At 38.5% G+C, this 24,911-nt stretch carries 21 protein-coding genes; 3 read left to right on the top strand and 18 right to left on the bottom strand.

What is annotated here, in order from left to right:
- Positions 1-90: 90 nt before the first annotated feature.
- A complete protein-coding gene (locus ANA7108_RS0117300) occupies positions 91-606 on the top strand; it encodes a GNAT family N-acetyltransferase (RefSeq protein WP_016952064.1) in 516 nt (171 codons plus the stop codon).
- A gap of 257 nt (positions 607-863) precedes the next feature.
- Here ANA7108_RS0117300 and ANA7108_RS0117290 read toward each other — a convergent pair whose 3' ends face one another.
- From ANA7108_RS0117290 to ANA7108_RS0117280, 3 genes are all read right to left on the bottom strand, one after another.
- Positions 864-1,469, bottom strand: coding sequence for a VWA domain-containing protein (locus tag ANA7108_RS0117290; protein ID WP_016952062.1), 606 nt, complete (start codon positions 1,467-1,469; stop codon positions 864-866).
- A 42-nt stretch (positions 1,470-1,511) separates the two neighbouring features.
- The gene (locus tag ANA7108_RS0117285; protein WP_016952061.1) at positions 1,512-2,117 is read right to left on the bottom strand and encodes a VWA domain-containing protein; all 606 of its coding nucleotides are present in this window, start codon (positions 2,115-2,117) and stop codon (positions 1,512-1,514) included.
- Positions 2,118-2,311: 194 nt separating this feature from the next.
- Positions 2,312-2,917 (bottom strand): VWA domain-containing protein, encoded by a 606-nt coding sequence (locus ANA7108_RS0117280; protein ID WP_026104258.1) that lies wholly within the window; start codon positions 2,915-2,917, stop codon positions 2,312-2,314.
- Positions 2,918-3,224: 307 nt separating this feature from the next.
- On the opposite strand from ANA7108_RS0117280, the gene trxA reads away from it, so the two are divergent.
- On the top strand, positions 3,225-3,548 hold the full coding sequence (gene trxA / locus ANA7108_RS0117275) for a thioredoxin (protein ID WP_016952059.1): 324 nt from the start codon (positions 3,225-3,227) through the stop codon (positions 3,546-3,548).
- An 838-nt stretch (positions 3,549-4,386) separates the two neighbouring features.
- Positions 4,387-5,520, top strand: coding sequence for an aromatic ring-hydroxylating dioxygenase subunit alpha (locus ANA7108_RS0117270; RefSeq protein WP_016952058.1), 1,134 nt, complete (start codon positions 4,387-4,389; stop codon positions 5,518-5,520).
- Positions 5,521-5,696: 176 nt separating this feature from the next.
- Here the strand turns inward: ANA7108_RS0117270 and ANA7108_RS0117265 are convergent, their stop codons facing one another.
- From ANA7108_RS0117265 to ANA7108_RS0117185, 15 genes are all read right to left on the bottom strand, one after another.
- Positions 5,697-6,773 carry an ABC transporter ATP-binding protein gene (locus ANA7108_RS0117265; RefSeq protein ID WP_016952057.1) on the bottom strand — a complete coding sequence of 359 codons (1,077 nt, stop codon included), beginning with the start codon at positions 6,771-6,773 and terminating at the stop codon, positions 5,697-5,699.
- A gap of 392 nt (positions 6,774-7,165) precedes the next feature.
- Positions 7,166-8,050, bottom strand: a complete 885-nt coding sequence (locus tag ANA7108_RS0117260; protein ID WP_016952056.1) for a carbohydrate ABC transporter permease — start codon at positions 8,048-8,050, stop codon at positions 7,166-7,168.
- 156 nt (positions 8,051-8,206) lie between these two features.
- The gene (locus ANA7108_RS0117255; protein ID WP_016952055.1) at positions 8,207-9,112 is read right to left on the bottom strand and encodes a carbohydrate ABC transporter permease; all 906 of its coding nucleotides are present in this window, start codon (positions 9,110-9,112) and stop codon (positions 8,207-8,209) included.
- Between the two features lie 35 nt (positions 9,113-9,147).
- Positions 9,148-10,440, bottom strand: a complete 1,293-nt coding sequence (locus tag ANA7108_RS0117250) for an ABC transporter substrate-binding protein (RefSeq protein WP_042491147.1) — start codon at positions 10,438-10,440, stop codon at positions 9,148-9,150.
- 619 nt (positions 10,441-11,059) lie between these two features.
- Positions 11,060-13,732, bottom strand: coding sequence for an RNA helicase (locus ANA7108_RS0117245; RefSeq protein WP_016952053.1), 2,673 nt, complete (start codon positions 13,730-13,732; stop codon positions 11,060-11,062).
- Between the two features lie 107 nt (positions 13,733-13,839).
- Entirely contained in the window at positions 13,840-15,327 is a 1,488-nt protein-coding gene (locus ANA7108_RS31410; protein WP_016952052.1) for a HEPN domain-containing protein, read from the bottom strand.
- Positions 15,324-15,569 carry a UPF0175 family protein gene (locus tag ANA7108_RS0117230; RefSeq protein ID WP_026104256.1) on the bottom strand — a complete coding sequence of 82 codons (246 nt, stop codon included), beginning with the start codon at positions 15,567-15,569 and terminating at the stop codon, positions 15,324-15,326. The genes ANA7108_RS31410 and ANA7108_RS0117230 overlap by 4 nt, the downstream gene beginning before the upstream one ends.
- A gap of 204 nt (positions 15,570-15,773) precedes the next feature.
- On the bottom strand, positions 15,774-16,589 hold the full coding sequence (gene proC / locus ANA7108_RS0117225; RefSeq protein WP_026104255.1) for a pyrroline-5-carboxylate reductase: 816 nt from the start codon (positions 16,587-16,589) through the stop codon (positions 15,774-15,776).
- Positions 16,590-16,639: 50 nt separating this feature from the next.
- Positions 16,640-17,233 carry a cell division protein SepF gene (locus ANA7108_RS0117220; RefSeq protein ID WP_016952049.1) on the bottom strand — a complete coding sequence of 198 codons (594 nt, stop codon included), beginning with the start codon at positions 17,231-17,233 and terminating at the stop codon, positions 16,640-16,642.
- A 369-nt stretch (positions 17,234-17,602) separates the two neighbouring features.
- Positions 17,603-18,271, bottom strand: a complete 669-nt coding sequence (locus tag ANA7108_RS0117215) for a YggS family pyridoxal phosphate-dependent enzyme (protein ID WP_016952048.1) — start codon at positions 18,269-18,271, stop codon at positions 17,603-17,605.
- Positions 18,268-18,546, bottom strand: a complete 279-nt coding sequence (gene pipX / locus ANA7108_RS0117210; protein WP_016952047.1) for a transcriptional coactivator PipX — start codon at positions 18,544-18,546, stop codon at positions 18,268-18,270. The genes ANA7108_RS0117215 and pipX overlap by 4 nt, the downstream gene beginning before the upstream one ends.
- A gap of 898 nt (positions 18,547-19,444) precedes the next feature.
- Positions 19,445-21,322 (bottom strand): hypothetical protein, encoded by a 1,878-nt coding sequence (locus ANA7108_RS0117205; RefSeq protein ID WP_016952046.1) that lies wholly within the window; start codon positions 21,320-21,322, stop codon positions 19,445-19,447.
- Between the two features lie 185 nt (positions 21,323-21,507).
- Positions 21,508-21,813 (bottom strand): phosphopantetheine-binding protein, encoded by a 306-nt coding sequence (locus tag ANA7108_RS0117195; protein WP_016952044.1) that lies wholly within the window; start codon positions 21,811-21,813, stop codon positions 21,508-21,510.
- A complete protein-coding gene (locus tag ANA7108_RS0117190) occupies positions 21,814-23,142 on the bottom strand; it encodes a condensation domain-containing protein (protein ID WP_016952043.1) in 1,329 nt (442 codons plus the stop codon).
- A 5-nt stretch (positions 23,143-23,147) separates the two neighbouring features.
- Positions 23,148-24,803 (bottom strand): PfaD family polyunsaturated fatty acid/polyketide biosynthesis protein, encoded by a 1,656-nt coding sequence (locus ANA7108_RS0117185; protein ID WP_016952042.1) that lies wholly within the window; start codon positions 24,801-24,803, stop codon positions 23,148-23,150.
- Positions 24,804-24,911: the final 108 nt, after the last annotated feature.

Raw genomic sequence — 24,911 nt, 5'->3', positions numbered from 1 at the left:
ATAATTTTTTTTGGTAACGATAGTCAATTAAATGGTAAATTAAATCTGGGAATTCTCACAACTGATTTTTATTAAAATATAATTCTCACTATGAACGATTTATCAATTACCATTACCCAGTTATTAGATACAGATTTAGAAAAACTCAGAAAAGTCAGTCGAGAAATTTGGTGTACTCATTATTCTACAATCATCAGCAATGAACAAATCGAGTATATGCTGACTAAAATGTACGGAACCGGAGTAATTGAAGATGAAATTTATAACCAAGGGATATTTTATGATAAAGTCTTGCATGGTTCTGAATTTGTTGGTTATTTATCCTATGGTTCAGAAACAAAAGATAATATTAATTATTTGAAATTACATAAATGTTATTTATTAACATCACTCCATGGTTTTAGCTATGGTCAAAATATGTTATTTCATGTATACAAAAAAGCACTAGAAATGGACTTGAAACAAATAATCCTCAATGTCAATAAAAGGAATGAAAAAGGGATTAAAGCTTATTCTCGATTTGGTTTTAGAATTATTGATAGTCAAGTCAAGGATTTTGGTTGTGGCTTTGTAATGGACGATTATATCATGGGTTACAATTTTTAAAATATGGTTAAAATATCGAATATGGGAAAAAAATTGAAAAAAATTTGTGCCGCTAGTCGGTGTGGTAGATCACAGGTTGATCAAGTTTTTACCTCTTTTTTTCTTGAGCAGATTATTTTAATCTTCAAACAGCCTGAAATGCTTACTAAGCAGTTTTTTCAGGTTGTTTGAAAATTTTTTAATTCATGATAATTCAATTTGCTTTAATGTCAGCAAAATGTGGATTTTCGCTTTGAAGAATATGCTTTAGTAAAGAGTTAATCATTAATTGCATTTAGCAGCACTTCAGATAAACTCATATCTTCCATATCTTCCATTGTAATTGTGTCGCAAATATCAAATTTTGCCCCAGCACCTTGAAGCTCATCATCTAATATTTTCAGAAATCTGGTTGCATTTGGATCTGTACCTACTTGAATAAAAGAAAGAGCTAACTCTTCATCTCTATCCATCTTACGAGAAGCTTCTATAATCACCTTCATCACTGCTTTACGATCATCTGGTTCACCATCAGTAACAACTAAAATTATTTCCCCATTTGCCTTAGTTTGATTAGCTGATTTGCGTTGAAAATAATCATCAGTGGCGTGTTTCAATACACCTGCTAAATCAGTAGTCCCGGAAGGATCATTTTCTTGGAAAATCTGCACAACTTTACTGGCTGTGACATTTTCATAACGTTTGAATCTACCAGAAAATAAATAAATAGTTATACCATCTGGATCAAATTGATCACACTTACTAGCTAAAGCAAAAGTAGATTCTTGTGCTACTACCCATCTACTTCTCCCACCCTTTTGATCAGGAGTAGCCATGCTACCGCTTTTGTCGATAATCAAGGTGTAATCACGATTTTCTAGCATTGATAAGTTCTCCATTTTTAACTCAAACTTTATAAACTAAAATTAGTCATTAATCGCATTAATCAAAACATCTACAAGACTCATGTTTTCCAGATCATCTAAAGCTACAGTATCGCAAATATCAAATTTAGCACCAATACTTTGTAACTGATCATCCAAAGCTTTAAGAAACTTTGTAGCTTGAGGATCATTACCTACTTGAATAATGGAAATTCCCAATTCCTTCTCATGTTCCATCTTATGAGTAGCATTGATGATAACTTCACATACTGCTTGCTTGTCATCTTGTCTACCGTCAGTGATAACTAAAATTATTTCCCCATTCGGCTTACTTTTCCCAGCGGCTTTGCGGGTAAAATAATTATTAATGGCATCTTGAAGAACACCTACTAAATTTGTCGTATCAGCAGGAATACATTCTTCAAAAATCTGCTTGACTTTAGCTGATGTAACATAATCAAAACGTTCAAATTTTCGAGAAAACAGATACACAGTTATCCCATCAGGATCAAATTCCTCACACTTACGAGCTAAAGCAAAGGCAGACTCCTGTAATGATAACCATCTGCTAGTGTCACCTTTTTCAGATGGTTTAGCCATACTAGCACTATGGTCAATAATGAGTGTGTAATCCCGATTCTCTAGCATTTAGATAGCTCCAGTAATGAGTGATTTAATTTGATATTGTGGTTTTTCATGTTGTCCCAAATAAATCTCCGGTAAGTATCTTTAAAAAACATCAAAATTAGACATCTTGTAAAAATACAAAAATACAAAAAAGGAATAACTAAGCGCAGATAGATGCAAATAAAATGTACTTTTGCAAGATGTTTATTCACTAATTAATCATTGATGGCATTCATCAACACATCTGCAAGGCTCATGTCTTCTAAATCATCTAAAGTTACGGTGTCGCAAATATCAAATTTAGCGCCAACACCTTGCAGCTGATCATCTAAAGCTTTGAGAAACTTTGTAGCTTGAGGATCTGAACCGACTTGAATCATAGAAATTGCTAATTCTTCATCTCGTTCCATTTGCCGCGTAGCGTTAATGATGACTTCAAATACTGCTTTGCGGTCATCTGGTTCACCATCAGTAATAACTAAAATTGTTTCTCCATTGGCTTTTGTTTGACCAGAAGCTTTGCGTTGAAAATAATTATTCAGAGTGTCTTGAAGTACACTAGCTAAGTTGGTTGTTCCAGCGGGGTCATTTTCCTGAAATATCTGTGCGACTTTAGATGATGTCACATTTTCATAACGTTTAAATCTGCCGGAAAAGACGTAAACTGTCAGTCCATCAGGGTCAAACTGTTCGCATTTGCGAGCTAAAGCCAAGGTAGACTCTTGAGCTATTTCCCATCTACTTCTACCACCTGCTTGGTCAGGGGTTGACATACTACCACTTTTGTCAAGGATTAAGGTATAGTCGCGATCGCTCATCATAAATTCCTTTCATAATTTTTCTGTTTCTATTTTAACTGTTAGGTAATAACACCTCCTCTGGATACAGATGGATTGTAATAATGATTTAAGTAATTCTATTCCCAAAAAAAACAGTTTCTGGAGTAAAATCGCTAAATAACTCAGATATTTAGGCTGTAGAGTCTGGCCAACTTGCCCTACAGGCATTAATCTGAAATTTGCTCTCAAATTAAGCCATCGAGATTAACTCCCTTAACCATAGGAAAATGTCCCGCTTTCAGGTTTATTCGATAATATCGAATTAGTGAATTAAATCACGAGGACAAATATGTCTGTCACCAATGTCACAGAAGCCACATTTAAGCAAGAAGTTTTGGAAAGTGAGACTCCAGTTTTAGTGGATTTTTGGGCCCCTTGGTGTGGCCCTTGTCGAATGCTGTCTCCTGTTGTAGATGAAGTCGCTGCTGAATATGAAGGACAGGTGAAAGTGGTAAAACTGAATACAGATCAGAATCCCACCGTTGCCAGCCATTACGGTATTCGTAGCATTCCCACGTTGATGGTATTTAAAGGAGGTCGGCAAGTTGATACTGTTGTGGGTGCTGTACCAAAAACTAGTTTAGCTAAAACTCTAGCTCAGTATATTCCTTGATAATCATAACGGTGAATATTGCTCCGTTTTAACTTAACATACTGGAATCTCAGACGGAGCAAATTATAGATTGGAAATTATGGTAAATCCGCACTTGTAACCTAAAAGTCATGTTAATGGAGGAACAGAGAGAAAAACGGCGTTGCTGAATAAGGGGATGATTGAGGCTGACCAGGGGACACGGAGACGCTCCAGACGCGGTGATTATTATATATTGATGCGGATTCTCAAATCATCTCGCAATTATGCAACGCCAGAAAAACTTTTTCTCCTGTTCCTTTGCTTTTTAGCGCAAATAACCAGGGATTATAGCGTTTGTTTATGAAGATGCAATTTATCCTTTGTTGTAAGTAGGTGGGCGTTAAAAATTATCGTTATGACAAGGGAACAGGCAACAGGCAACAGGCAACAGAGAAGACTTTTTAGTTCAGAGGGAACAGGAAGCAACTCTTAACAGAAAAAACTCATGTTTAAAAACATGAGATTGAAATAATGACACTGTTTTTTTCGTGTCACTCTCCTTGTAAAAACATCCTTTTTTTTGACTGAGCTTTAAACTCTTAAACTTTAGTTTTTTATTTGTTCCCTGCCCCCTGCCCCCTGCCCCCTGCCCCCTGTTCCCTGTTCCCTGTTCCCTGTTCCCTCTCCTAAATGTACAATTTATTTTGCACGACTACTTATTTATGATTCCCATATCCTCAATTGACCTTGTTCTTATAACTTTTGTCCTCACGCATCTGACTGCTTACGTTTTAGCTTAGTACTGAAAATAACTGTTTTTATTAGCTTGCCATGATAGTTCTAGATTAACCGCTTCACGGCAAGTGAAACCATAAAAATGAACGTCAACGCTGAGAATGTTAGTTACCCCCGGAAACTGAAAAATTTCAATAACCCAGAACGTTTTATTGAGGGGTGGTATTGGGTAATACCCTCCCGAAAATTAAGGGTTTATGAAGTAAAACCTGTAACAGTTTTAGGGAAAGAATTAGTAATTTATCGTGGTCAAGATAAACGAGCAGTTATTTTTGATGCTTACTGCCCACACATGGGCGCTCATCTTGCCGAAGGTAAAGTTGAGGGTAATGAATTGCGATGTTTTTTTCATCATTGGCAATACGATGCAGAAGGATTCTGTGTCGATGTTCCCTGTTTAGATGAGCCGATTAATGTCAAAGCCAAAACTTGGCCTACCGCCGAAAAATATGGCATGATTTGGGTTTGGACTGGAGAAACACCACAACAACCTTTACCCTTTATTCCAGAGTTAGAAATGGAGGAGTGTGATAGTAGTTTTGGAGCGCGTTTTATTACGAACTGCCACCCTAATGTCGTGATGATTAATGCCATTGATACTCAGCATTTTAATACAGTCCACAAGCTGCTATCAGAATTTATTTTTGAGAAACAAGAACTAAATGAGAATGCCATTACTTTCAGTAAAAATACACCGGATAGCGAAGATGCTTTTTTGATTAAACTGATTCGTCCTTTCTATAAAAATTCTATTACTTACAGTCTTTGTTATTGGTATGGTACGACTGGAATGATGACGATTGGTCCAGACTTCCTGCATTTCTATATTATGTTTACTTTACGTCTCATAGAAAATGCAAAAACAGAGGGTCAGGCAGTTTTTATTACTAAGAAACGCACAAGTATTTTTGGAAAAATGTATAATCGATTTCTGCTCTGGCTAACTGAAATTTTAATTAACTACTTCATTAAGAATGACAGCAAAATTTTCCAGACAATTCAGTTTAATTTAAAAACACCCATCCAGGCTGACCAGTCGATTATACATTTTATCAACCACCTAGAAAGACAAAAAAGCTTACAATGGGAGACTTGGGCAATTGGGAATTCAGAGCGATCCCCTCGTTCAGGGGAGCTATCGCGTGATGCTGAGGTGCGAGATATAGAAAAACGAGAAAACCGGGAGAAATGGCGTGATGAGCTAGTTAATGATTGAAAATCTCACATTTTGCCAATAAAAATGAAGTGGCGAAGCCACTTCATCAATTCCCAGGTAGAACCTAAGCAATGAGTATAACCACTGTCGGAATTTAAAATCGTATAAATTAACACGAATTTCAATGTTGACTCAATTTGATTGACTTGTGATTTTTGACTTCCGAGAAAGCGGTACTAGTGTAACCACAAATGATCCCCTGATTGAATATCAAACCAGTGTATACTCTTGGATGACAGAGTTAATTCAATCTCTTCATTCCACTTTTGATCTGGAGTTAATAAGGCACGCACGGTCAACGGTTCTGTTTCAGAACTATCAACACGCACAGTTACCAAATTGTGCATACCCAAGTTTTCCACCAGATGCACTTTTCCTCGAATCATCTCTGTATCATCTGGTTGTGCAATACAGACGTTTTCGGGACGGATACCCAAGATAATTTTCGGTGGTACTGTGGGCATATCTGGCAAAAGCACTTTTGTATTACCTAACATTGCATATCGCCCTTTACAGGGTAGTGTTAGCAAATTCATTTGTGGACTACCAACAAATCCAGCTACAAATAAATTAGCTGGCTGATTGTATATGCGTTCTGGTGAGTCAAGTTGCTGAATAAAACCATCATTGAGTACAGCCACTTTTGTGGAAAGTGTCATTGCTTCTGTTTGGTCGTGAGTGACGTAGACCACTGGAGCTTTTTGGGTAGCGAATATTTGCTTAATATCAGCCCGGACTCTTTCACGCAGAAGGGCATCCAGGTTACTCAGTGGTTCATCTAGTAAGTAAACTTGAGCATGACGGACTAAAGCCCGACCAACAGCGACTCTTTGCCTTTGTCCCCCTGATAATTGTCCGGGTTTGCGCTGTAATAGTTCTGCCAATCCTAGCAGTTTTGAAACTTCTGTGACTCGATGCTGAATCTCAACAGGAGGGATTTTTTTCAACTTCAGTCCAGAGGCTAAGTTTTCGTATACAGTCATGTGGGGGTAAAGGGCATAACTTTGAAACACCATTGCCATATTGCGATCGCCTGGTCGCCTCAATGTGATATCCTCATCCCCAAGCAATATCTGACCGCGAGTCAATTCCTCTAACCCGGCAATCATTCGCAGTATTGTAGACTTGCCACAGCCACTCGGACCAAGTAAAGTCAGAAATTCATTGTCATCTACAGTCAAATTAATGTCTTTAACTGGTATATTTTTCGGACTATAGGTCTTATTTAAGCTTTTCAGTTCTAGTTTCGCCATTTTTCCGGTTTTAATTATTAATTGTATCGATTTCACGGAATGAAGGATATGACAGTAAATGAAAGGGTTGAATACCCCTACTTCTACAGTTAGCAAGTTTTGTATTAAGGTTAAATCCCGATTACAAAACTTAATTACGAATTACGAATTACAAAAGAAGGGAACAGGGAACTCTTAACAGGGAACAAATAAAAAACTAAAGTTTAAGAGTTTAAAGCTCAGTCAAAAAAAAGGATGTTTTTACAAGGAGAGTGACACGAAAAAAACAGTGTCATTATTTCAATCTCATGTTTTTAAACATGAGTTCTTTCTGTTAAGAGTTGCTTCCTGTTCCCTCTGAAGAATTACGAATTACGAATTACGAATTACGAATTACGAATTATTTATAATCGTTATCCCTTGACAGCACCAGATGTAAGACCTTGAATAATTTTGCGCTGGAAGAACAAAACGAGTAAAACTAACGGCAATGTGCCAACAACGGTCGCAGCAGCAATAGGTCCATAGGGAATTTCAAATACTGTGGCACCGCCTAGTTGTGCCACAGCAACAGGGATGGTTTTCATCTCTTCACGAGTAATAAATGTGAGCGCAAAAATAAACTCATTCCAGGCAAAAATAAATGTGAGAATTCCAGTTGTTACCAAAGCAGGAATTGTCATGGGTAGTAATATTTGCAATAACATTTGTACGGTATTGTAGCCATCCACTTTGGCAGCATCTTCCAAATCTTTTGGTAATTGCTGGAAAAAGCTGCGTAACACCAAAATTGTTAATGGTAAATTGATCGCAGTATAAGGAATAATCAGCGATAAATAGTTGTTACCTAAATGCAGCCCTTTGACAATTTCTAACATTCCCAAAAACAATAAGATTCCTGGAAATAAAGTGACAATCAGAATAGCTGCAATGATGGCTTTGCCACCCCAAGGACGCAATCGTGCTAAAGCATAGGCAGCCGGCGCACCTAATCCTAAAGATAAAACTGTAGAAACAATAGACACAAAAGCACTATTGAATATATAGCGCCAAAACGGATGACGGGTGAATAATTCGATGTAGTGATTGAAAGTAATTCGAGCAGGAAAATAAACGGTAGGAATTTTGGCAATATCCTGATTTAACTTAAATGAGGTTAATAACTGCCACATTACTGGTGCTAAACAGAAAAGCACTACTAAGGCAATTACCATCCAAAGTATGATGTTTTTACCTAAATTTTTGACTCTTGTGTTGATTTTGGGAGTTGTAATCAATTTTTTTGGCGTGACAGTCATAAAAATTCCCAATGTGATACGAGATTAATATGAAGCTACATAGAATAATTGAACGCGGATGCACGCAGATAAACGCGGATAAAGACAGATAAATCAATGAATTTTAGAATTATGTGCAACCTCACATAAAATTGGTATGAGATTTTGGTGTAGAGATTAGTAAAACGTCTTCATTCGGGATTTGTTGAGTAAAAAACTAGTAATAGCTACTACTGCAATCAATAAAAGAAAAGTGACTACAACTAAAGCTGCTCCATATCCAAAGTCTAAGTAGCGCATCACGGTAGAGTAAATATAAAGTGATACTACTTCTGTTGAACCTCCAGGACCGCCTCCAGTCATCACAGCAATCAAGTCAAAAATTCCAAAAGCCTGAGCAAACCGAAACAACATGGCAATAAGAATTTGTGGCATCAACAGGGGCAGGGTAATTTGATAGAAGCTTTGCCAGGGTGTTGCTCCATCAATCCCATGAGCTTCATACAAGTCAGGTGAAATTGACTGTAAACCAGCTAATAGCAAAATACTAATAAATGGAGTCGTTTTCCATACATCTGCAACTATCACAGCGATCATTGCTAATGTTGGTTCTCCTAACCAGTTAATTCCAGTTTCAATCCAACCTACCCGCAGGAGAATATCATTGACAACTCCAAACTGGTCATTAAAAATCCAAGCCCAAGCAAGACCGATGAGGGCAGTAGGTAAAGCCCAAGGTAAAATGGCGATTGTCCTGACTGCACTCCTGCCAAAAAACTGCTTATTCAAGACTAGGGAAATACTTAATCCCAGGAGTAACTCTAGAAATACTGTTGATAAAGTGAATACTGTTGTTGTCCTGAAACTTTCCCAGAAACGACCATCCCCCGCCATTCGCACATAATTGCTAAAACCAGAAAAGACAGGTTCCAGCTTTGTTCCTAAATTTTGAGTAAAGAAACTTAAGCAAAAAGCTCGAACTATGGGATAGCCAAAGACGAGTAACAGCAACAGCAAAGCGGGTAACAAAAAAATCCACGCTGTTCGTTGTTTTCGACTGCTGATTGTTTGTAGATTAGTCATTAGTTATTGACCTTGTATACAAAGTTTCTTGATTATTACTTTCCAGTCCGCAGTAGTCGCCGGGTTTCATTAGCAGCAGCTTGCATCGCGCTTGCAGGAGTCATGCTATTTGTGAGTGCCGCACTGAGGTAACGTTGCAAAATATCTGATACTTGAGCATATTGGGCGATAGGTGGACGTAAAACGGCGCTATCAGATATCTTCAGTAGCTGAGAATAATGAGGGTATTTACTGATAATTTCTGGGTCTGTAAACAGTGAGCGTCGGCTGGGGACAAAACCGGCTTGCAAAATAAATTGGCGCTGTACTTCTTCGCTCGTAAAGTATCGAATTGCTTTCCAAGCTTCTTGAGGATGTTGAGAGGATTTGGCAATTCCCAAACCCCAACCTCCTAAACAGGTTCCTCCATTGTTGCCAGAAGTAGCAACCATGAGTTTAATGCCGATTTGATCTTTGATAGCAGAATCTTCAGCATTGGCTAGAGGCCAAACATAAGGCCAACTGCGTAAAAATGCGGCTTGACCATTTTGAAATATACGTCTTGTGTCTTCCTCCATATATGTTGTGGTTCCAGAGGGAGAAATTCCTTCTTGAATGGTGTCTTTGAGAAAAGCGATCGCTTTTAATGTCTCAGGTTTATCTAGACCTACTTCTAAAGTATCAGGATTGACCCAAAATCCACCAAAACCTTGCAAAACTTCGACAAACATGGCAGCTAGTCCTTCATACTGCCGACCCTGCCAAAGATAACCCCATTTAATTTTTCCTTGTTCTTTTAAAGACTTAGAAATTTTTAGCAAATCTGCAAAGGTTTCTGGTGGTTGAAACCCGGCTTGGTTGAGTAAGTCTTTCCGGTAGTAAAGGACTCCCAAATCACTTCGGATCGGAATTCTGAAGAGCTTGGCTTCGTAACGTCCCGCTTCTATATCTTTGGACGAAAATGCAGCTAATTCTTCTTTCGTCAATTTATCGCTTAAATCTAACAACCATCCAGCAGATGCAAATTTGGATGACCAAATCACATCCATATTGACCAAGTCATAGGGAGAATCTCCCAAGATAAATGCTGAAGTATACAAATCTTCTAGCAAGTTTGTCGCATTTGGACCTTCAATCAGATTGATCCGAATGCCGGGATTTTTGGCTTCAAAGTCTTTGATGATGCCTTGCTGCCAAGGTTGGGCATCAGGTGCAGTCATCAACATATTCAAAACAACTGCTTTCTGCGATAATGCTGGCGGGGGAAAAAGTAAGATGATGCTCAGTGAAACAGCAAGAAAAATTCCTGTACAAAATTGAAGTTTTAGTAATATTTTTTGCTTAAACATTTTAACTTCCTGATAATTTATTTTGTACGAGTAGTTATCTACAGCAATACCTTGTCCATTTTTTGTAGGTTGGGTTAAGCGACAGCGCAACCCGACGCATTTGTTGGGTTTCATGCTTCAACCCAACCTACAAATCAAGACTTTTTTCGATTTGGACAAGGTATTGCTATAGGAATCCGGTTTGATTCTTGTTAATTATACTGAGTTGATTCGATCAGGTTTATGGTTTACAGCTTGTTCAAAAATCAATCAAATCGTGGACTTATAGTACCTACGCATTGATAGAACACATCAAATATAGAGTGTGGGTTTCCGTCTCTTGTCAGGTGCGTCAGATATAGGAAATCTGTTAATTGTGTCAAATTATCAAGTCTGACGCACCCTACTAATATTCTCTGTCAAAAGCCTACAATCACCAATTATGGTTGATTTGTATCATATTTGTATAGTGCGTAAGTTCTAGCTACAAATGAATATTCGGCGTTGCATAATTGCAGGATGATTTGAGAATCTGCATCAATACATAATCACTGCGTCTCCGTGTCTCCGTGTCTCCGCGTCAGCCTCAATCATCTCCTTATTCAGGAACGCCGAATATTCCTGTCACTGTGTCTGTCCCTTACTCCATTGTTTCATTGACAGGGAATCTATCAATCAACTGCATAGCCCGTTGAGCATTGCGCCGCAGAGAGTCGGGAACATGGGGAACATGGGGAATTTGGGATAATAAATCCAATGTCCGGCGTAAAATTCTGACTACATCACCTTCATCTAAGGTGGTATTAGCACATAATTCTACCCACTCCACACCTAAAGCCCACTGTTCTACCATCGCTATTAACTCAAATTCCAACCAGATAGGCAGCGTCACATTATAACGCCGTTGCAGTTGGAAAATTTGCCGACGAATCCCTTGTAATTTCTTCAAAGCATCGGCTACATCCTCACTCAGTCCAAAGTTTACTTTGCTATCTGGACGTGGTGTTTCTGTCACCAAAGCCGCAGCTGCAGCCGCTAAATGATGAGGATCTAAATTATTTAATTCACCACTAGCGATGACTAAACCTAACCACAATTCATTTTCGCCCCGAATAGCGGCGGCCATTTGTCCTAATTGTGTGGGGACTAAGTTATCTAAACCGCCAAAGTGCTGCAAGATTTGAATTAAGTTAAGAAACTCTTCCCAATGTCGTTGGGAATGTTGTTCTATTTGTCCTTGAATTTCTTCCAGTTCTGCTTCTAATTCTACACAACGCGCTCTGCGTTTAAATATCGTGCCAATGTTCCCTGATTGATGTAAGGGATGGCTTTCTAATTGGGCTTGCACGGCGTTAACACGACTGAGTTGTTCTACCACTTCCTGTGGCATATACATAAATTCGCCAGGATCGGGTATGCTTTGTGCGATCGCTGCTGTTTCTTGATTACCACGAACACACTGTCCCCGTTTTAATGCCAGTTCTGAGGGTGGGATGATGTCAACAGACACTTCAACTCTTGGCAATTCGGCATATAAATCAACTACATCTGCATTTGTGACTACATACCAGCGGTTATCCTGCCCTAAACATACGAAGTAAGAAGCTTGACCTGTATTTGGCGCTTTGTGAACTAATACCGCTGTCATCGGTAAAGTCGCTGTGATGTTTTTGTCTTTAAGACTCAACAATGTCCCAGACACAGCAAAATCCAGCATCATCACCAATTGTTCTTGTCTATCTTCCCGCGCTTGCTCTTGTAAGGTTCTTAGTATATGGCGTTCTACTTTCAGGCGTTGACGCAATTTTTCATATAGCGCCAATTCATTTTCATCAATTGCGGCTAATTCATCTTGTATTTGCGTTAATTCTGCTTGTATTTCCGCAATTTCGTCGTACTCTGGTCTTAAATGCAAAGTCGCCATGTACTGGCCAAAGCTGCGTTCGATCAGTTCTCTGGTTTGCTCTAAGGAGTGGGTTTGCAGTAAGTTAAGTACCATGCCATAGCTAGGCGTAAACTGGCTAACTAAAGGATCTGCTGCCGATGTGGCCAAATACGCTGCTTCCTTTGCCCCTTCAAAGGGAGTTTGGACTGTGACTACATAACCTTGGAGATCCATGCCTCGACGACCTGCCCGACCCGACATTTGCAGGAATTCGGAAGCTTTCAATAAACGATGTCCGTTGTCAGTCCGCTTAGAAAGGGTGGAAATAACTGTGGTGCGGGCGGGCATATTAATTCCCGCTGCCAGGGTTTCTGTGGCAAATACCACCTTAATCAGCCCCTGTTGAAATAGTTCTTCTACTAACACTTTCCATGCTGGCAAGATGCCGGCATGGTGAGCGGCAATGCCTCGGTATAGGGGTTTAATTTGTCCTGTCCGTCCAGCGTCGGGATTGCGACTTAAAAAGTCATCAATTTGTCGCCGTAATATTTGGGATTCGTCGTTATTTACTAGCCATAAATCACCAACTTCTTCCACAGCTTTATCACATCCTCTGCGGCTGAAGATAAAGTAAATGGCTGGCAACATATCCCGTTGCTGGAGTTGACTGAGGGTATAAATAATGCCGGGGGCTTCTGGTCTGCCAGCTTTGCCCCGTTCTCCTGATCCTTTTTTACCACGCTTAATGAGGCGGGGGTTAATTTTGCTGTTGCTGTCATTGAGTAGGGGAAACAGCCCTTTGGGATTGCAATAGTGGAATTCTAAGGGAACCGGGCGAAAATCGGAGTATATCAGGTCTGTCGGACCATGAACACGATTTAACCAGTCGGTGAGTTGGTCACTGTTGGCAACTGTGGCGGAAAGGGCTACTAGTTGCACTTCGCGGGGACAATAAATAATGGATTCTTCCCAAACTGTACCCCGTTGGCGATCGTTCATGTAGTGGCATTCATCTAGCACCACTGCTTCAACGTCTACTAAGGAGATGCCAATTTGTCCTATGGGTGTGCCATAGAGCATATTGCGGAAGATTTCGGTGGTCATGACTAAAATGGGCGCATCTCTGTTTACAGAAGCGTCTCCAGTTAATAGTCCGACCTGATCAAAACCGAATTTTTCTCGAAAGTCACGTAATTTTTGATTTGACAATGCCTTCAGAGGAGTGGTGTAAAATACACGTTTTCCCCGCGACAAGGCGCGATAAATGGCATATTCGCCAATTAATGTTTTACCTGAACCAGTGGGCGCACAGACAACTACGGAGCGTCCAGCATTGAGGGAGGCGATCGCTTCTTGTTGGAATTGATCTAATTCAAAGGGAAATACTGACTTTAAGTCAATTTCTGAAGATGGGACAGGATAGTTCACTCAATCATCTTTTGCAACCAGACTGTCTACTATCATAACGTGATTCGTGATTTGCTACGTTGAGAGTAAAACCACAAGTTCTGGGGGCATGAGTTAGCCTTTGTTAGTCATCTCAATGTTTCTGCAATTTTCCGTAGGACTCGACACGCACTCTCTAATTCGCTTTGGGTAGACAGGGGGGCAAATACTCGTGATATGGCATAGTGTTGATTTTCTAGCTTGACAAAGACAATATCGTCACCATTGGTTAGCATTCCCAAATTAGGCACATCAACATTTGGACTGGCCATCAAGTAAGCAAGTGTTTGTGGCAATGCTGACCAAACTGATAGCATGGTTTTTTTGGACTCTAAAACAATTATCCAAAAGCGATAGCTTCGCTCGCCAGAGGCATCGCGCAATACCAGCACATCTATTCGACCCTGTAGAGTTTCTTCGCTATCAGCTACTGTTATTTGCACAGATTCTTCAGCTTTGATGCGAAAAGGTGGGTCGTATAAACCTGCAACGGTCAGTAATGGAGAGACGAGTAATAGCATCACCGTACTTTCTAATAAATGCCCGCCAGATCGGTGATAAATATAACGCTGACCTAAAATTTCTAGGTTAGTGCGGTCATTAGGGTTAATCTCAGGTAATTGATCATGCCATTCTGTAAAAAAATCCTGAGATTCACTGCGATTCAAACCAAATCTTTTTTCTGTTTCATCGATAGTAGTGATAGTTTCAGTCACAAAAAGATGTTCAAAAACTTGGTTACTGAAGTAGACCCTTAATGCAGTCATAGCAGCAGTTTGTATATCTTTCATAGGATGGGACTTAAAACGCTGTCGATAATTATCTAAACCATCCCACTTTTTAATACTACTTATACCACCGTGTACAAGTTCGTTCCGAAGTTGAAAAAGTTCATCTATACGCTTCTCCCAGTCGTTTTGATCAGGAAATGTTTTTCTGATACCTTCTTTAAGATTTTTACGAACTTTATTGTGTTCACAAAAAAGAGCGTCTAAGGCAATGAAGAAGTGAATAAAACGCTCTGTACCATCATAAACAATTCCATAGTTAATAAAATGGGCAGCCGTAGTCGCTCGTTGTGCAGCCAAGTCTGAAGTATTATCCTTTAACGCATACCAATTTTGTATTTCGGATAATATATCGGATGATACATGAAGACAATTGTCAACCAATAAAGGTGGAAATAGATTACCTATTCCTGCACTTATAGAACCGCATCCTGCTCGACTTGCATCATCTGGAAATTGAATTGAATAGGAAGTTGGATCTGCTCCACTCTTAGTTAGAAGGTTAGGTATTTGATCATCTAAACAAGAGCAAAGAATAGCAATGAAAGTACGCATACTATCCCCTGCAATACTTCTAGCACCAGATGCTGTCCCTGATGCTTCACAAACCAACCAAGTTGGTGAAAATAAGAAGTCTTTATGAGGATGATCACCTGTTCCATTTGTCCAAGTTCCAATACTAGGCATCCAGTATTGTGATTCATCGTAAAGTTGCTGAAGTAAATAGAGTTGGTTGATTGCTGCAAGGTTATTGATTGGTGATGTATCGCTGACAATGACAATGATCACAACCTACCCATCTCCCGCAGATTCTTAATGTCTTGTTCAAAATCTTCAACACCATAATGCACCGGAATTTGACGGCTTGCTAGTAGATGTTGAAAAGCGATACGGTTCATCCCTGCAAATCGACTGGCTTGAGCAAGAGTAAGTTTTTCCTTCTGAAACAACAAAACGGCAATTTCTTGCTTCATTTCCGCTTCATTCATTCGAGTCGCCGTTAGAAGTTCATCAGAGATGATAATACTCATAACTAAAGTCCTCTTCATTATTCTTAATTCTAAGCATCTATCTCTTTCAAGGTGAGTAAAAAATTTGGTTAAAAAAGAGTTTTCTAACCTTTTTTCTCTGTGTTCTCAGCGCCTCTGTGGTTAGATAAATTATCTTTGAACCGCAGAGTAGAAAAAATATTTTTTGAGTCACCTTGAAAGGGCTAAGATAAACAACCTCACCTATCACCCTTTCCCCAATTCTTGAGAACGTTCTTTAGCGGCTTTGACGGCTTCAATTAAAGCGGAACGAAATCCAGCCTTTTCTAATTCGCTCACACCAGCAATTGTGGTTCCACCAGGACTAGTAACTCTATCTTTCAATTCTGCGGGGTGGATTTTTGTTTCCTCTATGAGTTTGGCTGTTCCCAACACCGTATGTAAAGCTAATTGTTTAGCAACTGCTCTAGGTAAACCGACTGCAACTCCACCATCAGATAAAGCTTCTATCATCAACGCGACATAAGCAGGACCACTCCCAGATAAACCTGTCACCGCATCCATCAGCGTTTCTGGAACTTCAACAACTTCCCCTACTGCGGAAAAAATTTGCTGTGCTGTTTGCTGGTGGATAGGGTGTGTGTAAGCACCCAAACAAATTGCTGTTATTCCGGCTCCCACTGTAGCGGGTGTATTAGGCATAGCGCGAATCACTGGCAGTTGGGGAAAAGCTGCTTCTAGAGGTTTTAAAGGCACACCTGCCAAGATAGAAATAATGAGGGGTGAATGTTTTGTAGGTAGTATATCTGCAAATTCTTGAGCGATCGCACTAAATACCTGGGGCTTAACTGCCAACATCACAGCTTCCTGAGCCTCAGCTAAAACCAGGCAATTATCCGTCGTCACACCTACACCATATTGCTGCTGTAAAAAACTGCGGCGAGAAGCTTGTGGTTCACTAACTATAACTTCTGAACCTTGATAAATTCCTCGCTCTATGAGGCGGGATAACAATGCTTCTCCCATTACCCCACCGCCAATCAAACCAAATTTAATAGTCATTTGTGAATAGATATTAGTCATTAGTCCACCTAATGACTAATTTAACTTGATTATTGCGCTGCTCGGTTAACTTCGGTTCCCCAAGCTGGAGTTGTACTTGCGGGACGAGCGGGACGTGCTGCTGGTTGCGGTACTTCATGTAAAAAACCGCCTTGAGTGCTAACTTGCACACAACTGGGAGTAAACAAAAAGATACTTTCACCAATCCGCTCTTGATGTCCATCTAGAGCATACGTACCACCAGCCACAAAATCGACTGCCCGTTGAGCCTGATCCGGGTCCATAATCGTCAAGTTTAATACTACAGATTTGCGCTCGCGTAATGCTTGAATTGCCTGAGGCATTTCTTCAAAAGTTCGTGGCTCAAGTACTAAAACTTCGGAAATTCCATTAATTGCACCTGGCATACCAATCACATTACTCATAGGCTTTGATCCTGCTGCGGCTACTTCTTCTCCCATTGTAGGCATGGGTTCGCGCCAACGTCGATTGGGAGTTGTGGATTCTTGTGGAACAGGTTGAGGATTTTCCTGCTGATACATATTTTGGTAGCTATCAGTATCTGCTTCCTCTTCGTAGTACTCGTACTCTACTTGCTCATTCAACCCTACAAAGTCTCTAAGTTTGGAAAATATATTGTTCATTTTGTACGCTCCCAGTGGAAATTACCTTAATTGCTTTGGCTTTCGATTGATTATTGACAGCCAGTGGAAATTGCTATATTAGCTGCTCAACAAGGGCAGTTTTATTGCCCTTAGTAGCCTCTAGTACAGGTTTTCATAAAAAAAAGACAGTTCTAGAAAGGACTATACCTTAACTGGACACAACAATGAGTCAAAATTATATCCTAAGTTTTGGTCAACGTAAAATCCTTTCTATTTCATTTTGTCTTAGTAATTACATTTGTCAATATTATATCTTCAAGACACGGACTTCACCGTAAGTTACTGAATTGGTTTTAAGTAAGCTGAGTCTCTATTTTGATAATTAACCCCAAACTAGAGACAAAAAGATCAGGTTCTCTCCCCAAATAAGATAGTACCTAATCTAACAATCGTTGCACCTGCTTGCACTGCTAATTGATAATCCCCTGACATACCCATTGATAGATGTTGCATTGTAATATTTGACCAATTTTGTGATTCTATGGCTTTTGCTAATTTATTAGTACTATTAAATACATTGAGTATCTCCGCATCAGCCAAGCCACAGGGAGGAATTGTCATCAAACCTTGAATTTGTAAATTTTTGCATTGGTTAAGTGCCGCCAAGTCAGCTAATAAATCTGGAACCATCCAACCAGATTTATTGGCATCGGGGAGAATTTTGACCTGTAAGCAGACTTGGGGACTAACACCTATTTGTTGCGCCAGAGTATCAAGACGCTGGGTAATCTGTAAATTATCGACAGAATGAATCCAGTCAAATAGTTCTAAAGCTTTTTTAGCTTTATTACTTTGTAAATTGCCAATCAAGTGCCAGGTAATATCCGATAAATCTTGCAATTCGGATTGTTTACTGGCAGTTTCTTGAATGCGATTTTCGCCAAAATCACGAATTCCGGCGGCATATGCCTCCCTGATTAGTGCGGTGGGAACTTGTTTACTAACAGCAATCAACCGCACTGAATCAGGAAGTGAGGCACGAATGACAGCAATACGTTCACTAATTGAACTACTCATTGGAAGGTGCGTTGGAAAACACTCTGAAGCTGATCGTACTCCTGGGACTTGCCATTGCGACGTAAAGTACGTAAGCGATTTTCCAGCATCATTCTGGCTTCAGTACGTCCAATTGACTGAAATTTAATCCCTTTAACGTCATTTGTGACCAAGAAAAATAAACGTTGGGCATAAAGTGTAGTGAACAGATCCTGGTTATCATCAACCAGACAGATCCTATATAGCAAACCCCACGTAGGATGATTTATGTAAGTTTCTGAGTAGTCTGGATTCATTTAATAGTCAAGGTTGGAGTACATATATTCTGTTTTCGCAGTCAAAGACAAACATTCCGACGATAATGAATATTCTTTTGCCAGAATCTTTGCCGACAATACGAAACTAACGACATTTTGCCAGGTGATGGCTTTCATGAAAACCTTGATCTAGTTTCTCATTGGCAGGTAAAGTAGGAGTACCTGGGGAAAAAATTGACAATAAAGGTTGAATCTGATCGTCTGGATGACCCGCAATTCATAAGGTACTACTAGACAGGGAGATTTACCCGCTTCTTTATTCGCAGATTCCCAGGAGGAAAACGCCTTTGAAGTTCCATAAGAGTGAAAACCAGCTTGAGAACTTCTCGTTGCATGATCTTCTCTCCATCCTGCCATAATTCTCGCTTTATGGCGCAAATATATAGTCAATCTAACTACTGAATAGAATTGTTTATTGAGAATACGGAGAAGGGGGTACAGGAAGATTAGTTAGATAAAGAAGTGGAAAATAGTATTAAGTCTAAATTCATATTTGCCGAAAACTTGGGAAATATCTGATTAGACACAACCAGACTTGTAATTACAGCGATTTTCGGGTAAATTAACCACATTTTTCTATTTCATGCAAAGGAAGAAAGGAATAGAAAAATTAGCGTGTGATACAAATACATGAAAACTAATGTAAGAGTAATTCAAAAAATAAATTATTCTAAAATTTCATTTTTAGTATATTTGTGTACAGCAGATTGCAGGTGATAGTCTGAAAAGTCTTTTGGTGTCTAGGTTTGATAATCAGTTGGTATCCTAATCACCCTGTCTGTTGCTATAAATAAAGTGCAAAATTTTTCCACAATGTTGATGTAGAGGTAAAGCAAAATGCTAAACCTCTACTGAGTGCTACTGTAAGCTGATAAATTTAAATATCACCATGACCTAAATTTGCTTTGAGAGAAGCAAAATTTTTACCACCTAGTTCAATTTGATCCGCGATGCAACCATATTTTAACCTATCAATTAGATACTCGACATCATGAGCGATAAAATTTGTGCCATGATCTGGTTCTATCAAACTTACTAACTTGATATTTTTGATTTTTTGATTAGCTAAATTAGAGAAACCCAAAAAATTCAATACACCTGATTCATATGTGCCACAGGGTACTGAAGGATTAGTGACACCAACGCAATATTCATTTTCTTGAAACCAATCAAATGCAGGATAGCCGTGAAAGTGAACAATTGGCGCACCATTTTCAATTAATTCCGGTGTAAACAAGGCAGCAGAAAGACTAATTGCCAGCATGACATAGATATCATAAGAAGGTTTGACATCTATTTTTTGCTGCTGTGCTTCTATTGGTAATTGCAGATGTAATTTATCTTGCAACCCAATGCGGATGATATCTTGTTCAAGATTTAAATCGGTTTTATTTGAGCCTGAACGAGAACTAACCAGCCAAATATCAGGAATTTGCTTAAATACATATTTCCCGTCAATAATAATTTTAATATAACGTCTATTTGCTTCATTTTGGCGAATTTCATCACTACTAAATCCAGGTGTTGGTAATAAATTTTCCCATTCATAATTAGTTATTTCTAGTTTGCCTACATAGTGAGGAGGTTCTGCATAAGCCACGAAACCATAAGAAACTCCTGTCCTACCATTGACGATGATGTTGACAATATCTCTATGAGACTTTCTTTTAATAACTTCAGCTAGTTTAAAGCCAGCCGGAAATAAGCCAGTTGAGGCTAATTCTCGTCCTAAATTTCCTAGGATTTTCGCATATTTAGATAGATGAGGATTATAAGCTCCTATTTCAAATCGACTCATTAATAGTGGGGCAATGGGAACGAAAACTTTAGGAATTAGGGATTTGGAGACAAAATTATCTAGTTCATATTTAGAAAAAATAGAATCTGATAAATTCATATTCAGGATAGAAATCTGATTACTAGATACGCCAATAACAATTTCTGAAAATGTTCTAATTAATGTGTTGATGCCAATGCTAATTTTTTCTGGATATGGTGTGATTGGATTCACAAATTTATGATCTATTTCGCTAAGAATAACCACTTGTGTATTTGTTGGATTTTCAACATACTTGGCTACATGATCTTCAGCCCAACTACTTAATTTAGCAATTTGCACAACCGACATTTGGCGATTTTTCGCCAGCCAGCGAGAAGAAAATTTATATAGATTCTCTGCTATGAATATTCCTATGTTTCTAAGCCAAGAATTCGGTCTTTCAATATCTATAACTGCATTAATTTCTGCTTTTACTCCCCGGAACTTAAAGGAGATTTTTTTGTTAAGTATGGGAATTTTAATATCATAAAAAAAATCTGCTGTAGCTTCCTGCCAAGGCAGAATTTTCACGCCAAAGTTTTTGAGTTTAACAGCTAATTCTTGACGAAATTTAATAATTATTAGATTTTGATAACCATTAGGTAAAGGCCTAAATGTAACACTGAGATTTTGAGCCATCGATTTAGGGTTAATAACTGGTGGTTGATATTCCAGAGATGATTCTCCTGCAAAGCCACCAATTAATCTGCCAATAGTTTCTAAGCTAATTCCTTGACTTAGAGGCTCAGATTCGCATTTGGGTGTGATATTCATTTCCTGTATTAATGCCAGAATATCTGCTTTATAGGCGGCTATTTCTGCCTGTACTTCGGGTGTAATTACACCCTTGGGAGAGCGAATATTTAGTTTAGTATTTTCTACCCAAAATTGAACACCTTGTTGAGTAAGTTTTGCGAGAATTTCGGATGCGTTCATTACTAAATCTCCCAGTTTTTAAGGAAGTACAAAGAAGAGAAAAAAAGAAGACACTTCACTGGAATGGTTTTCCCCCAATCCTGCGAAGTGTCCGTCTTATAGGAGGAAAAAACTTAAAATTCTATATTGCTTTAGATGCATAGTAGTTGCTCTTGTTGTAGCTAATAAACAACTACTATGAGAGTTCACATCTGCAAAATTTCGGTTTGGGAATTTTCCAATTCTTCGGCTAACCGTTGAGCAAGTTCTTCAATAGTAGGGTAGTACCAAAGATGGATAAGAGATAACTTAATTCCCATCATTTTCTCGGCTTTACTAGCAAGAGTCATTGCTTGTGCTGAATCTAAACCATAGCTATCCAAAGGTTCTCGAATATCTATTTCATCTGGATTGACTCCCAATAAAGAGGAAATATGAGAAACGAGCCAAGCTTGAATCTCTAAAGTAGAGTAAGCTGGTTTTTGTGAAGAATTAGAAAGAGAATTACTCATTTATGTACCTCTCAGTTGTAAAGAATTAAACGTGACATCAGCGATAAGATTAATAACATTTGTGACAAGTATTTCCATTGTTTTTTTGCTAATTGAAGGCTGAGAAAATACAAAGTTTAATAGCATTTTTCCCTGAAATGTTGCAGCATGAATTACTAAAACACCTGCATACAAACTATGGGAACCTGCAAAACTAATCTCTTCTAGTTCTAACTCTCCATAAGCTGCGGGAATATTTACTTTGCCAATATTGGATACTGAGACTGTAGCAGCTATTTGTTTGGGAAAAATTAAACTAAAGTCTATAAGTTGTTTGGCAATTAATATCATGTTAAAGATATCTTGACGCTTGATTCCAGCTTCTAGATTTTGCTTAACTTCCCGTGCTATATCCCAGAAATATGTATTGGATTTTATACTGTAAAATCCCATTATTGATGTGGCTAAAACAGCCATATCTTCTTCATTAATATTAGGTTCCAATCGTTTTCTTAAATCAAGATATGATAAGCTGTTTACTCGCACATCTTTTTGATTTTTTTTGATAATTTTTCTGGCTACTGTAAACATGAGAATGGCAGATAACGCACTATGTACTGTGGTATTTTCCTGCCGACAGCGCTGAACAAATTTTTGAGTTAATTCTGTGTCTATCTGTCTGTGAATAATAGCGGAACGACGCTGAGAGACGGAGACATATTTTTCAAATCCTAATGTTTGGGGTTGATTCCATATTTTATAAAATCCCAATTTTAACAAACATAAAAGTCCGCTAATCTTACCTGTAAACCCCTGTTTAGATTTGGGTATTAGGGTTTCAATAGGTGGCAAAGGTTCTAATCTTTTAACTGGTTGAATGGATTCACAAGATGTCAGCCTTTGATAATAATTCAATATTTCTGAATGCAGTTGAATGCTTGATAAGCCATCGGAAATTGCATGGTGTAGGGTAGTAATTAAGTAACTAATTTTTTGCTCATTAAGGATATGAACTAGCACTACTCGCATCAGAGATTTACTACTATCAATTTCCTGATTCATCTCTTCATTAACAACTTCTTGCCAATGTTCCTCATTTATATGATTAACAATTCGTAAACCAATTTTTTCTGTACCTGTGGTTTGAAAATAAAAACCTTTTCGCAAATGAAGAATGTGTGAATTTAAACGAGGATGACGATACTGAATAATGTCTATACATTGCCTGAGAACTGCTTCTTGGAAATTACCTCTGATGCGACTAATAGTGACTAAATTCCAGGTTTTAGCACGCCTATTGAGGATTTCCATCGCTTGTTCTACATTGCCCAATTTTCTATTATCGGACATATTTATCAACCTTCTGGACGATATTGACCATATTCATCTGGAATTGTTAATCCTTGAATTTTTAAACTTTGAATGCGGTACAAAAATGCTGCACCTGTCATAATATGGTCAGCAATATCCACGACTTTTCGATTTTTGGATTCAGATAAATAGGAACCTTTCACCCAATTATTAAAGCTACCCATGGCTGGACCACACCAAATTTGGTAATCAATTTCTCGACCTTTTTCACCAGTATTAGACCAGCGGGAAGATAGTCCCAGATACCAGCGGAAAATTAAAGCCATTTTTAGCTTGGAATTACTAAGTGCTTTGTTTAATTTTTCTGGGTTACGTTGAGATAAATAAGTAACAGTTTCTTGCCAAACTTCTTGTACTGTCTTTTTCAGAATTTGCTTTTCTAATTTTTCCAGTTCTGCTGGAGGAATTTCTTCAATTGAGTTATAGTTTTTGTATAATTCTAATAATTTTTGAGCGCGGAGAGGAAAGAGTGTTCCACGTTTGAGAACTTGCAATTTTACTCCCATTTCAAACATATCCGCTGCGGGAGCCATCATCACATCAGCCATTTCTGATTGAGCTAGTAATTCTTTGGTATATTGAGAAGTTCCAGCTTCAATGCAAGATTGATTAATAGAGCCGGTGACTACATAAGCTGCACCCATCATAAAAGCAGCTAATGCTGATTGTGGGGTAGAAATTCCACCTGCTACACCAATCCTTACTGGTTGTTTATAACAATATTTAGCTTGAATTTCATCTCGCAATTCCAAAATAGAAGGTAATAAACAAATGAGCGGACGATTATCTGTATGACCTCCAGAATCTGCTTCTACGGTAATATCATCAGCCATCGGAATTTTTTCGGCAAGAGTGGCTTGTAATTCACTAATAAGACCTTGTTTAACTAATTGTTTGAGAATTTTTACGGGAGCAGGTTGAAGAAATTTAGTTGCAACTTCTCGACGTGAAACTTTAGCAATGACTTTATTTTTGATTTCGATTTGATTGGCTGAATTTAAACTTAGTCCTGCGGCTCGATAGTAAACGATGTTATCAGTCAAATCTAAAAATGCAGAAGCTTCAATTATGCTGACTTGATATTGCAGATATAAATCTATGCTACGACGTTCAATAGCTGGTTCACTGGGACTATGAAGTAAGTTAAATGCGTAAGGTTTTTGCTGTAAAGCTTGTTGAATGCGGTTAATGGCTGATTCGACACGGTGAGGAGATAAACCTCCTGCACCAAATGAACTTAAAATCCTTTCTTTTCCTAACGCAATTACTAATTCTTCGGAAGCAATTCCCTGAGCCATTGCACCTGTAGCATAGGCATATTTGACTCCGTAAAAATCAAGAAAGGTTGGATCACCTAATTGTTGAATTGATAAAGATGGAACAGAAATTAAGGTTTCTATTTTGGCTGAGTTGCTATGATTATAATGGACTATATTTAATTCATTGCTAATTCCTATTTGCCCTTCTTTTTTTAGTATATAACATGGTTTTTCTAAATTCCTCAGTTTAGATTTAATACCTTCTGCATCAAATGAAACAGTATTTATATTTCCTTGCCAAGGTTGGTGATAGTGGCTCAATAAGCTAGATATTTTGAGAGAATTATTCTGCTGTTCTAGGATATTTTTTGTGTTTAACACGTTAGTATTCCTCTGGAAATCTAATTGGTATTATTTTGGTATTATTCGGGTGGGCTTTTCAGCCCAACCCATAGTATTTTAGTTATGCTATGACAATCATTGGAGAGT

The sequence above is a fragment of the Anabaena sp. PCC 7108 genome, assembly GCF_000332135.1.
Taxonomy (GTDB): Bacteria; Cyanobacteriota; Cyanobacteriia; order Cyanobacteriales; family Nostocaceae; genus Anabaena.
Note: the sequence above shows the minus strand (reverse complement) of the source record. Positions and strands in the feature narration are given on the sequence as shown.